Source organism: Pseudomonas sp. TE6283, assembly GCF_054060555.1.
Genome location: NZ_JBSSDH010000013.1, coordinates 77238 through 89583, shown reverse-complemented (window position 1 = coordinate 89583; position 12346 = coordinate 77238). Strand labels below are relative to the sequence as shown.

The following is a 12346-nucleotide window of genomic DNA, read 5'->3' as shown; positions in this document are numbered from 1 at the left end:
GGCGGGGACGAGGGTGTGGATAACCTTTGGAGCGCTTGCTGCAGGCCACGTTATCCGTGGTCTGCAGCAATATGATCATTTTTTGATCAGGCGCGCTTGCGCAAACTCAGCCAGGCATCGACGCTGTAGACAGCCAGCCCCGCCCAGATAAAGGCGAACGCCATCAATGTGCTCGACGACAGGTGTTCGTCGAACAGCAGCACCGCCTGCAGCAGCACCAGGGTCGGTGCCAGGTACTGCAGGAAGCCCAGTGTTGTGTAGGGCAGGTGGCGTGCGGCGGCGTTGAAACACACCAGCGGCACCAGTGTCACCGGGCCGGCGGCGATCAGCCACAGCGCTTCGCTGCTGCCGAAGAACTCAGGGCTGGCGCTGCTGGCCGTCGGGTGCAGCAGCAACCAGCCGATGGCAATGGGCACCAGCATCCAGGTTTCGACCACCAACCCTGGCAGCGCCGCCACCGGTGCCTGCTTGCGGATCAAGCCATAGAAGCCGAACGACAGCGCCAGGGCCAGCGACACCCAGGGCAGGCTACCGACCTGCCACACCTGTTGGGCGACGCCCAAGGCTGCCAAGGCAACCGCCAGCCATTGCAGGCGGCGCAGGCGCTCGCCGAGCAGCAGCATGCCCAGCAGCACGTTGATCAGCGGGTTGATGTAGTAGCCCAGGCTGGCCTCGAGCATGCGCCCGTTGTTCACCGCCCACACGTAGGTCAGCCAGTTGCCGGCGATCAGCGTGCCGCTGAGGGCGAGGATCGCCAGGCGCCGCGGGTTGTCGCGCAGTTCGCGCCACCAGCCGGGGTGCTTCCACACCAGCAGCAGGAGCGAGCCGAACAGGGCCGACCAGAGCACGCGGTGGACGATGATTTCCACCGCCGGAACGCTCTGGATGGCTTTGAAGTACAGGGGGAACAGGCCCCAGATGATGTAGGCGCCGAGGCCCAGGAGGTACCCGCGGCGCGGGTTGGCGGCGTGCATGCAGAATCCTTGCTTAGGTAGCTAAATAAAGCGACGCCTATTGTAGACAGAGCGCGGCGTTGACCTAGAACAATTTCAACGGTTGTTCATCGAGCGCGGCGATCTGTTCGCGCAGGGCGAGGATCTGGTCGCCCCAGTAGCGCGGCTGGCCGAACCAGGGGAAGCTCGGCGGGAACGCCGGATCGTCCCAGCGTCGCGCCAGCCAGGCGCTGTAGTGCAGCTGGCGCAGGGCGCGCAGCGGTTCGATCAGGGCCAGCTCACGCGGGTCGAAGTCGTGGAATTCGTTGTAGCCGTCAATCAGTTCGGCCAACTGGCCGAGCCGCTCTTCACGGCTGCCGGCGAGCATCATCCACAGGTCCTGGACAGCCGGGCCCATGCGGCAGTCGTCGAGATCGACCACGTGGTAGACGTCGTCGCGATGCATCAGGTTGCCGGGATGCAGGTCGCCGTGCAGGCGGATTGTCTGGTACGAGGTGCGGGCGTAGATGTCCTCGACCCGCTTGAGCAGGTCGCGGGCCACCGATTCGTAGGCCGGCAGCAGCTCGCGGGGCACGAATCCGCCGTCGAGCAGGGTCTTGAGCGAGGCGTGGCCAAAGTTGTCCACAGCCAGCGCTTCGCGGTGCTCGAAGGGTTTGCTCGCGCCTACCGCGTGCAGGCGCCCGAGCAGTTGCCCTAGGCGATAGAGCTGGTCGAGGTTGCCCGGCTCCGGGGCATGGCCGCCACGGCGTGGGAATAGGGTAAAGCGGAATCCCTGGTGTTCGAACAGGGAGCGCCCTTCGTGGAGCAGCGGCGCCACCACCGGCACTTCGCACTCGGCCAGCTCGCGGGTGAAGGTGTGTTCCTCGAGGATCGCCGCGTCGCTCCAGCGCCCAGGGCGATAGAACTTGGCGATCAGCGGCTGCGCGTCCTCGATGCCCACCTGGTAGACGCGGTTCTCGTAGCTGTTGAGCGCCAGCACCCGTGCGTCACTGAGAAAGCCGAGGCTTTCCACGGCGTCCAGTACGAGGTCGGGGGTGAGGGTGTCGAAGGGATGGGACATGAAAGGCTCCGGTCGCGGGGACTGCGGCCTGCATGTTAACCCAAACCCAGGGCCAAGCCGGCCCGGGCTTCGCGGCCAGGTTAGACCGGCACTCCCAGCAACACGAACGACGGATGAAACTGTACCCGCAGGGCGCTCCCCGGCTGGACCTGCCGTTGCGCCAGCCAGGCCGCCTCGGCGAAGGCGCACAAGGTCTGGCCATTGCCCAGCGCCAGGCGCACCTCGCCCGGCCCGTCTTCGATGAGTACCTCCTCGACCTTGGCCTTCAGGCAGTTGCTCCCAGGCTCCGGCGTCTCATCCGCGCCCAGCAACCGCACCCAGCCGGCCTTGAGCAGCGCCACCACCGTAGCCCCAAGCGCCAGTTCCAGCCGCTCGGTGCTGCCTCGGGTGATCAAGGCCTCGATCTCCAGCCCGCCGCCCAGGTCCAGGCTGATGCGGTCATGCCGGCCTTCGCGGCGCAGCCCGCTGATTCGCCCCTGCAGCTGGTTGCGCGCACTGGTGCGCAGCATCAGGCGGCCGAGCAGGTCGAGGTCGCTGCTGTCCTCGGCGGACTCGAGGATCTGCGCCTGCAGTGCCTGCAGGCGCTGGTACAGGCGCAACACCCGCTCGCCTTCGGTGGACAGCCGTGCGCCACCGCCGCCGCGGCCGCCGGTGCTGCGTTCCACCAGGGGCTTCGCCGCCAGGTTGTTGAGTTCGTCGATGGCGTCCCAGGCGGCCTTGTAGCTGATGCCCGCAGCCTTGGCGGCGCGTGTGATCGAGCCTTGTTCGGCGACATGCTGCAACAGGGCGATGCGTTGTGGGCGGCGGACGATGTGCTGGGTGAGCAGGGCAGGCAGGGACATGGGGCGGGCATCGGGTGTGGTGTAGGTCCCGCGACGTTGCCGCCGTCACCGGGGCAAGTCAAGCCTGGCCCGGCCTGGGCGTGCGTGCCAGGCAGTAGATGTCGACCCGCCGGGCGCCGGCCTGGCGCAGCAGCCGGGCGATGGCCTGGGCGGTCGCCCCGGTGGTCAGTACGTCATCGACCAGTGCCAGGTGCAGGCCGTCGAACTCGCAGCCGGGGGCAAGGGCAAAAGCCTGGCGCAGGTTGCGTTGCCGGGCCCGGGCGCCGAGGGCCTGCTGCGCCGGGGTATCGCGCACGCGCTGGAGCAGGCGCTCGTCACAGGGCAGGCACAATTGCCCGGCGAGCCAGCGGGCGAGCATTGCCGCCTGGTTGAAACCGCGCTGGCGCAGTCGACGCTTGGCCAGCGGCACGGGCAACAGGCGGTCCGGCCGTGGCAGGCCTTCGTTGTAGCGGTGCGTCAGGCTCTGGCCGAGCAACTGCGCCAGCAACCGCCCCAGTGGCCACTGGCTGTTGTGCTTGAAACGGCTGACCAGGGTGTCGATGGGAAAACCGTAATGCCACGGCGCGATCACCCGGTTGAATGCCGGTGGGCGACGGCTGCAACCACCGCAGAGAAGGCCGTCCATGGCCAGGGGCAGCGCGCAACGACGGCACTGCTCGTCCAGCCAGGGCAGTGCCTGCTCGCAGGCGATGCACAAGGGATAGGGCTGCTCGGCCTGCTCGTCGCAGAGCAAACAGTGTTGATTGATATTTGTACAGATGTAAACCAGTCTATTCTTGATTGGTTGACAGTTCATGAGGCCTTCCGTGACTATGCGAGCTATCCGTGATGCGCTGGTGGGTTTTCCTGTCCCGGCGTCAGTCAGACCATAGATAAGGAAACGCCGATGAGCGCCAGCGCAATTGCAACCACACGTCACGACTGGTCCCTGGCCGAGGTCAAGGCCCTGTTCCAGCAGCCGTTCAACGACCTGCTGTTCCAGGCGCAGACCGTGCACCGCGCGCACTTCGACCCCAATCGCGTGCAGGTTTCCACGCTGCTGTCGATCAAGACCGGCGCCTGCCCGGAAGATTGCAAATATTGTCCGCAGTCCGGTCACTACAACACCGGGCTGGAAAAACAGAAGCTGATGGAAGTGCAGAAGGTGCTGGAGGAGGCCGCCCGGGCCAAGGCCATCGGCTCGACCCGCTTCTGCATGGGCGCGGCGTGGAAGCACCCGTCGGCCAAGGACATGCCCTACGTGCTGGAGATGGTCAAAGGGGTCAAGGCCATGGGCCTGGAAACCTGCATGACCCTCGGCAAGCTCGACCAGGAGCAGACCCAGGCCCTGGCCCAGGCCGGCCTGGACTACTACAACCACAACCTCGACACCTCGCCGGAGTTCTACGCCAGCATCATCACCACCCGCACCTACAGCGAGCGCCTGCAGACCCTGGCCTACGTGCGCGATGCCGGGATGAAGATCTGCTCCGGCGGCATCCTCGGCATGGGCGAGTCGCTGGACGACCGCGCCGGCCTCTTGATCCAGCTGGCCAACCTGCCCGAGCACCCGGAGTCGGTGCCGATCAACATGCTGGTCAAGGTCGCCGGCACGCCGCTGGCCGATGAGGAGGACGTCGATCCGTTCGATTTCATCCGCATGCTGGCCGTGGCCCGGATCCTCATGCCCAAGTCCCATGTGCGCCTGTCGGCCGGTCGCGAGCAGATGAACGAGCAGATGCAGGCCCTGGCGTTCATGGCCGGTGCCAACTCGATCTTCTACGGCGAGAAACTGCTGACCACCGGCAACCCGCAGGCCGACAAGGACATGCAGCTGTTCGCCCGCCTCGGTATCCAGCCAGAAGCTCGTGAAGAGCACGCCGACGAAGTGCACCAGGCCGCCATCGAGCAGGCGCTGGTCGAGCAGCGCAGCAGCGAGTTGTTCTACGACGCAGCCTCGGCCTGAGCATGGCCTTCGATCTTGCCGCGCGGCTGGCCGAACGGCGTACCGCCGACCTGTACCGCCAGCGACCACTGCTCGAAAGCCCGCAGGGGCCGCAGGTGGTGGTCGACGGCCAGCCGCTGCTGGCCTTCTGCAGTAACGACTACCTGGGCCTGGCCAATCACCCCGAGGTGATCAAGGCCTGGCGCGACGGCGCCGAACGCTGGGGTGTCGGTGGCGGTGCCTCGCACCTGGTGATCGGCCACAGCACCCCACACCATGAAGTGGAGGAGGCGCTGGCCGAACTGACGGGCCGGCCGCGTGCGCTGCTGTTCTCCACCGGCTACATGGCCAACCTCGGCGCGATCACCGCGCTGGTCGGGCAGGGCGACACGGTGCTGCAGGACCGCCTCAACCACGCCTCCCTGCTCGACGGCGGGCTGCTCAGCGGCGCCCGCTTCAGCCGCTATCTGCACAACGACCCGGCCAGCCTGGCCAGCCGCCTGGACAAGGCGACCGGCAATACCTTGGTGGTCACCGACGGCGTGTTCAGCATGGACGGCGACTGCGCCGACCTGCCGGCCCTGGCCAAGGTGGCCCGCGAGCGTGGTGCCTGGTTGATGGTCGACGATGCCCATGGCCTGGGGACCCTTGGCGCCAACGGTGGTGGCCTGGTCGAGCATTGCGGCCTGGGCGTCGAGGACGTGCCGGTGCTGATCGGCACGCTGGGCAAGGCCTGTGGTACCTCCGGCGCTTTTGTCGCCGGCAGCGAGGAACTGATCGAGGCGCTGGTGCAGTTCGCCCGGCCCTACATCTACACCACCAGCCAGCCACCGGCGCTGGCCTGCGCCACGCTCAAGGCCCTGGACTTGCTACGCCGCGAACACTGGCGGCGCGAGCACCTGGCCGCGCTGATCCAGCAGTTCCGCACAGGTGCCGAGCAGATCGGCCTGACCCTGATGGACAGCCACACCGCGATCCAGCCGATCCTGATCGGCGATGCGGGGAGGGCGCTGGCATTGTCCCGCCTGCTGCGCGCGCGCGGGTTGCTGGTCACGGCGATTCGCCCGCCCACCGTGCCCGCCGGCAGTGCCCGCCTGCGGGTGACCCTGAGCGCCGCCCACAGTGAGGCGCAGGTACAGCTATTGTTGAATGCATTGGCCGAGTGTTATCCACAACTGGAGTCCGCCGATGCGTAACCGACTGATCCTCCTGCCCGGCTGGGGCCTGGGCACCGCTTCACTGGAGCCGCTGGCCGCCAGCCTGCGCGCCCAGGATCCACGCCTGCAGGTCGAGTTGATGGCGCTGCCGGAACTGGCCCACAGCGATGTCCAGGCCTGGGTCGACCATCTGGACCGCAAGCTGCCGACCGATGTGTGGCTGGGCGGCTGGTCGCTGGGCGGCATGCTTGCCAGCGCCCTGGCACACCAGCGCGGCGACCACTGCTGCGGCTTGCTCACCCTGGCCAGCAATCCCAGCTTCGTGGCCCGGCCGGACTGGCCGCACGGCATGCCCGCCGACACCTTCGGCACCTTCCTCGACGGCTGCCGCAGCCACACCCGCGTCACCCTCAAGCGCTTCCGCACCCTGTGCAGCGAGGGCGCGCAGCAACCGCGCACCTTGCTGCGGCAGCTGGGGGTGGGCGTGCCCGACACCGATCCGCTGTACCTGGCCACCGGGCTGGAGGTTCTGGCCAGCCTCGATACCCGTACCGCCCTGGAGCAATACGGCGGCCCGCAGCTGCACCTGTTTGCCGGCAGTGACGCGCTGGTGCCGGTGGAAGCGGCCAAGGCCCTGAGCGACCTGCTGCCCGACGTGGAAGTCGGCCTTGTCGAAGACAGTTCCCACGCTTTCCTGCTGGAGTATCCCCAGGAACTGGCGGCGGGCATCAAGAGTTTCCTGCATGAGAGTGGCGATGACTGACCTTTCCCAGCCCACCCTGCCCGGCACCCTGCCGGACAAGCGTCAGGTGGCGGCTTCGTTTTCCCGCGCCGCGGCCAGCTACGACAGCGTAGCGGCTTTGCAGCGCGCAGTGGGCATGGCACTGCTGGAAAAGCTGCCCAGCGGCCTTGCCCCTGCGCGCTGGCTGGACATGGGCAGCGGCACCGGCCACTTCAGCCGGGTGCTGGCCGGACATTTCGCGCAATCAGGTGGCGTGGCGGTGGATATCGCCGAAGGCATGCTGCGCCATGCCCGCGAGCAGGGCGGCGCCCGGCACCATGTGGCGGGGGACGCCGAGCGCCTGCCGTTGCGCGATGGTTGCGTCGACCTGGTGTTCAGCAGCCTGGCGGTGCAGTGGTGCGGTCAGTTCGCCAGCGTGCTGGGCGAGGCGCGGCGGGTGCTGCGCCCCGGCGGCGTGCTGGCCTTCAGCAGTCTGTGCGTGGGCACGCTGGATGAATTGCGCGCCAGCTGGCAGGCCGTGGATGGCATGGTGCACGTCAATCGCTTCCGGCGTTTCGAGGACTACCAGCGCCTGTGTGGCGACAGCGGGCTGGAGCTGATCGACCTGGAGCGGCGCCCCCACGTGCTGCATTATCCCGACGTGCGCAGCCTGACCCATGAGCTCAAGGCGCTGGGTGCGCACAACCTCAACCCGGGGCGTCCGTCGGGGCTCACCGGTCGGGCGCGGATGCAGGGCCTGTTGCAGGCCTACGAACAGTACCGCCAGGCGCAAGGCCTGCCGGCCACCTACCAGGTGGTCTACGGCGTCTTGCGCAAGCCTTCGGACGCAGAGCACTGACATGAGCCAGGCCTATTTCATTGCCGGCACCGACACCGATGTCGGCAAGACCACCATCGCTGCGGGTTTGCTGCATGCGGCGCGGCAACTGGGGTTGAGCACCCTGGCGGCCAAGCCGGTGGCGTCCGGGTGCGTGGTGACGGCCAAGGGGCTGCGTAACAGCGACGCCTTGGCGCTGATCGACGAAAGCTCGGTCAAGCTGTCCTATGAAGCGGTCAATCCCTTCGCCTTCGAGCCGGCCATCGCCCCGCATGTGGCGGCCCGCGAGGCCGGGGTGGCGCTGAGCGTGCCGGCGCTGCGCGATGCCATGCAGAAGGTGCTGGTGCAGCACGCCGACTTCACCTTGATCGAAGGCGCCGGTGGCTGGCGCGTGCCGCTGTCCGACCATGCCAACCTGTCGGACCTGGCCATCGCCTTGAAGCTGCCGGTGATCCTGGTGGTGGGGGTGCGCCTGGGGTGCATCAACCACGCCCTGCTCAGTGCCGAGGCCATCGCCCGGGACGGCCTGCAACTGGCGGGATGGGTGGCGAACATCGTCGATCCGCGGACATCGCGCCTGGAAGAAAACCTGTCCAGCCTGGCCGAGCGCCTGCCCGCGCCATGCCTGGGGCGGGTGCCCTGGTTGAAGCAGGCTGGTGCGGACGCGGTGGCTGCGCATTTGCAGCTGGACCTGCTGGATCAGGCCTTTGCCTATTAGCTGGCACTAGGCTATTAGGGATTTAAACGGGCCTTTTTCCCGCTGTGCTGCTTTAATAAGGCCTGTTCCTCATCCAGCGTCATGGAGTCCTGACATGGAAATCAATGCGAGCTCCGCCTTCTACGCGGGCCTGGGTGCCATCCAGAACGGCCAGAACCGTGTCGACCAGGCTGCCCAGCAGATCGCCAGCGGCGCTGTCGAGCGTGGCGCCAGCGGGCAGTCCACCGAATACCAGGCCGAGCGCCTGCGCGGTGTAGACCGCAGCCAGCAGCTGGACCTGGCCACCAGCACCGTGCAACTGGCCTTGGGCAAGCACGAAGTCGAACTCGGTGCCAAAGTCGCCAAGGCTTCCGATGAAATGCTCGGTCGGTTCATCGACACCTACGTCTGACCCGCTGAATCACATTTGCTTACATCGCGGGGCAAGCCCGCTTCCATCCGTGGGAGCGGGCTTGCCCCGCGATGCGTTTGAGGGCGGTTGGCGTAAATGGCATATTCGGCGGCACAAATGCCATCGCCAGCCCACCTTGACAGCGAGGCCACCTAAACGTAAGTTTCAAACAACTGTTTGACCGAAAGCCGCCAAGAGCTGGTCGGTATCCGCGGTCTCCCCACCGAACTCATCACAGAGGTTCATCGCAATGCCTGATTACAAAGCCCCCTTGCGTGATATCCGCTTCGTCCGCGACGAGCTGCTCGGCTATGAGGCGCACTATCAGAGCCTGCCGGGCTGCCAGGACGCCACGCCCGACATGGTCGACGCGATCCTGGAAGAAGGCGCGAAGTTCTGTGAAGAGGTGCTGGCCCCGCTGAATCGCGTCGGCGACCTCGAAGGCTGCACCTGGAGCGAGTCGGGCGTGAAGACCCCGACCGGCTTCAAGGAAGCCTACCAGCAGTTCGTCGAGGGCGGCTGGCCGAGCCTGGCCCACGATGTCGAGCACGGCGGCCAGGGCCTGCCCGAGTCGCTGGGCTTGGCCCTGAGCGAAATGGTCGGTGAGTCGAACTGGTCGTGGGGCATGTACCCGGGCCTGTCCCATGGCGCGATGAACACCATCTCCGCCCACGGCACCCCCGAGCAGCAGCACACCTACCTGACCAAGCTGGTGTCCGGCGAGTGGACCGGCACCATGTGCCTGACCGAGCCGCACTGCGGCACCGACCTGGGCATGCTGCGCACCAAGGCCGAACCTCAGGCCGACGGCAGCTACAAGGTTTCCGGCACCAAGATCTTCATCTCGGCCGGTGAGCACGACATGGCCGACAACATCGTCCACATCGTCCTGGCCCGCCTGCCCGACGCTCCGGCCGGCACCAAGGGCATCTCGCTGTTCATCGTGCCGAAGTTCCTGCCCAACGCCGAAGGCGGCGCGGGCGAGCGCAACGGCGTGAGCTGTGGCTCCCTCGAGCACAAGATGGGCATCCACGGCAACGCCACCTGCGTGATGAACTTCGACGGCGCCACCGGCTACCTGATCGGCCCGGCCAACAAGGGCCTGAACTGCATGTTCACCTTCATGAACACCGCTCGCCTGGGGACCGCGCTGCAAGGCCTGGCCCACGCCGAGGTGGCGTTCCAGGGTGGCCTGAAGTACGCCCGTGACCGCCTGCAGATGCGCTCGCTGACCGGCCCGAAAGCACCGGACAAGGCCGCTGACCCGATCATCGTCCACCCGGACGTGCGCCGCATGCTGCTGACCATGAAGGCCTTCGCCGAAGGCAACCGCGCGATGGTGTACTTCACCGCCAAGCAGGTGGACATCGTCAAGTACAGCCAGGACGAGGAAGAGCGCAAGAAGGCCGACGCCCTGCTGGCCTTCCTGACCCCGATTGCCAAGGCATTCATGACCGAAGTCGGCTTCGAGGCCGCCAACCACGGCGTGCAGATCTACGGCGGTCACGGCTTCATCGCCGAGTGGGGCATGGAGCAGAACGTGCGCGATAGCCGTATCTCCATGCTGTACGAAGGCACCACCGGCATCCAGGCCCTCGACCTGCTCGGCCGTAAAGTGCTGATGACCCAGGGCGAGGCGCTCAAGGGCTTCACCAAGATCGTCCACAAGTTCTGCCAGGGCCAGGAAGGCAATGCAGCCACCAAGGAGTTCGTCGAGCCGCTGGCCGCGATCAACAAGGAGTGGGGCGAGCTGACCATGAAGATCGGCATGGCCGCGATGAAGGACCGCGAGGAAGTGGGTGCCGCTTCGGTGGACTACCTGATGTACTCCGGCTACGCGTGCCTGGCCTACTTCTGGGCCGACATCGCCCGCCTGGCTGCCGAGAAGCTGGCGGCCGGCACCAGTGAAGAGGCGTTCTACACCGCCAAGCTGCAGACTGCGCGCTTCTACTTCCAGCGCATCCTGCCGCGTACCCGCAGCCACGTCGCGGCGATTCTCTCCGGCGCCGACAACCTGATGGCGATGAAGGAAGAAGACTTCGGTCTGTCCATCTAAGCCAGTTGGTTGTACGAAAAACCGCCTGCCCTCACCGGCAGGCGGTTTTTTTTCGCCTGGATTTCAGCTGCGACTTACGCGGTCGTCTGTGGGGGCGGCCTTTCGCAACGCAAGGCCGCTCCCACAGGGGGTAGTTCCCTGCGCGACAGCGTAGCCCGAAGGGCTGGGTGATCACCTACAGGGATCGCGCAATATCAGGAATGTCGCATCCAGTAACGAGAAAGTCTCAAGCTTGGCCCCTGATCTGCCGTTAAAGCGGGCATCTGTATTCATCTATTCATGTGCACTGCCGATGAAGTAGGGGCACAATGCCATTATTGATCTGCCGGGTCGGAGATTACCCTTGTTTCGTCTATCCGCTGTACGCGCGAGCCACTTCCTGCCTTCGCTGATTCTGTTGCTGGCAGGGCTTGCGGCAGCCTATGTGAGGGACCTCAGCGTCTTCTTCACATCGCTGTTCAACGTTCTACCCACCTTGGTGCTGTTGCTGGGTGGCGCCTACTGCGCCGTATACCGCCGCCAGCGCGAGCTGTTCCTGATGGTCACGGTGTATATCGCCTATTTCCTGCTCGATACCCAGACCGATTTCTACCGTGACAACGGCCGGGTCCGCGAGGATGCGGCGGTGATCTTCCACCTGGTGTGCCTGCTGCTGCCGGCGCTGTTCGGCCTGTACGGGGCGTGGCAGGAACGCACCCACCTGGCCCAGGACCTGCTGGCGCGCTTCGCCGTGCTGTTCGCGGTGAGCAGCGTGGCGGTGGCGCTGGAGCAGAGTTTTCCCGAGGCGCTGCTGGGCTGGCTGGCCGAGATCCGCTGGCCCGCGCTGCATGGCCAGTGGATGAGCCTGATCCAGCTGGCCTACCCCTTGTTCCTGGCGGTGTTCATCCTGCTGGTGGTGCAGTACCTGCGCGAGCCAAGGCCGTTGCATGCCGCGCAGATCATCGGCCTGATCGGCATCTTCTGGATGCTGCCCAAGACATTCATCCTGCCGTTCACCCTGAACATCATGTGCAGCCAGGTGATGCTGATGATCGCCGCCGCGGTGTCCCACGAGGCCTACCAGATGGCCTTCCGCGACGAGCTGACCGGCCTGCCCGGGCGGCGGGCCCTCAACGAGCGCATGCAGCGCCTGGGGCGCAACTATGTGATCGCCATGACCGATGTCGACCACTTCAAGAAATTCAACGACACCCACGGTCACGACGTCGGCGACCAGGTCCTGCGCCTGGTCGCCAGCCGCCTGTCCAAGGTGACCGGCGGCGGGCGCGCGTACCGCTACGGCGGTGAAGAGTTCGCCCTGGTGTTCGCCGGCAAGACCGCCGAAGAGTGCCTGCCGCACCTGGAGGCGGTGCGCGAGATGATCGCCAACTACGCCATCCAGCTGCGTGACCAGAACAGCCGGCCGCAGGATGATTCCACCGGGCGCCAGCGCCGTGGCGCAGGGGCCAACACCACGGTTTCGGTGACCATCAGCATCGGCGTCGCCGAGCGCCAGGTCGAGCACCGCAATCCCGACGAAGTGCTCAAGTCTGCCGACCAAGCGCTGTACAGCGCCAAGGGCGCGGGGCGTAACTGCGTCATGACCTTCGGCCAGCAATCGCGGCGCGGCGCCGTGCGCATGGCGTGAATTATCGTGTGACTATGTAAGACTATTCGGTCGCATGATGACCCTATGTCTCGTAAAAG

Annotated in this window: 12 protein-coding genes; 8 read left to right on the top strand and 4 right to left on the bottom strand. The window is 66.2% G+C overall.

Annotated features, from left to right (window positions below):
* Positions 1-86 precede the first annotated feature (86 nt).
* The 4 genes from rarD to ACVWZ5_RS17730 form a co-directional block, all read right to left on the bottom strand.
* A complete protein-coding gene (gene rarD, locus ACVWZ5_RS17745; protein WP_028689074.1) occupies positions 87-974 on the bottom strand; it encodes an EamA family transporter RarD in 888 nt (295 codons plus the stop codon).
* 64 nt (positions 975-1038) lie between these two features.
* Positions 1039-2013, bottom strand: a complete 975-nt coding sequence (locus ACVWZ5_RS17740) for a serine/threonine protein kinase (protein WP_062575433.1) — start codon at positions 2011-2013, stop codon at positions 1039-1041.
* An 80-nt stretch (positions 2014-2093) separates the two neighbouring features.
* Positions 2094-2855 carry a TOBE domain-containing protein gene (locus ACVWZ5_RS17735; protein ID WP_062575432.1) on the bottom strand — a complete coding sequence of 254 codons (762 nt, stop codon included), beginning with the start codon at positions 2853-2855 and terminating at the stop codon, positions 2094-2096.
* 58 nt (positions 2856-2913) lie between these two features.
* On the bottom strand, positions 2914-3651 hold the full coding sequence (locus ACVWZ5_RS17730; protein WP_062575431.1) for a ComF family protein: 738 nt from the start codon (positions 3649-3651) through the stop codon (positions 2914-2916).
* A gap of 90 nt (positions 3652-3741) precedes the next feature.
* On the opposite strand from ACVWZ5_RS17730, the gene bioB reads away from it, so the two are divergent.
* From bioB to ACVWZ5_RS17690, 8 genes are all read left to right on the top strand, one after another.
* A complete protein-coding gene (bioB, locus tag ACVWZ5_RS17725) occupies positions 3742-4800 on the top strand; it encodes a biotin synthase BioB (protein WP_062575430.1) in 1059 nt (352 codons plus the stop codon).
* Positions 4801-4802: 2 nt separating this feature from the next.
* Positions 4803-5975: an 8-amino-7-oxononanoate synthase gene (gene bioF, locus ACVWZ5_RS17720; protein WP_084942041.1), complete on the top strand. Its 1173-nt coding sequence runs from the start codon at positions 4803-4805 to the stop codon at positions 5973-5975.
* Complete coding sequence (locus tag ACVWZ5_RS17715) at positions 5968-6699, top strand: alpha/beta fold hydrolase (RefSeq protein ID WP_062575428.1); 732 nt, start codon at positions 5968-5970, stop codon at positions 6697-6699. Before bioF ends, ACVWZ5_RS17715 begins: the two co-directional genes overlap by 8 nt.
* A complete protein-coding gene (gene bioC / locus ACVWZ5_RS17710) occupies positions 6692-7516 on the top strand; it encodes a malonyl-ACP O-methyltransferase BioC (protein ID WP_062575427.1) in 825 nt (274 codons plus the stop codon). Before ACVWZ5_RS17715 ends, bioC begins: the two co-directional genes overlap by 8 nt.
* A 1-nt stretch (position 7517) precedes the next feature.
* Positions 7518-8213, top strand: a complete 696-nt coding sequence (bioD, locus tag ACVWZ5_RS17705) for a dethiobiotin synthase (RefSeq protein ID WP_062575426.1) — start codon at positions 7518-7520, stop codon at positions 8211-8213.
* 94 nt (positions 8214-8307) lie between these two features.
* The gene (locus ACVWZ5_RS17700) at positions 8308-8604 is read left to right on the top strand and encodes a hypothetical protein (RefSeq protein WP_028689065.1); all 297 of its coding nucleotides are present in this window, start codon (positions 8308-8310) and stop codon (positions 8602-8604) included.
* Positions 8605-8854: 250 nt separating this feature from the next.
* Positions 8855-10660 (top strand): phenylacyl-CoA dehydrogenase, encoded by a 1806-nt coding sequence (locus ACVWZ5_RS17695; RefSeq protein WP_028689064.1) that lies wholly within the window; start codon positions 8855-8857, stop codon positions 10658-10660.
* 343 nt (positions 10661-11003) lie between these two features.
* Positions 11004-12287 (top strand): GGDEF domain-containing protein, encoded by a 1284-nt coding sequence (locus ACVWZ5_RS17690; protein WP_028689063.1) that lies wholly within the window; start codon positions 11004-11006, stop codon positions 12285-12287.
* The last annotated feature ends 59 nt before the right edge of the window (positions 12288-12346 follow it).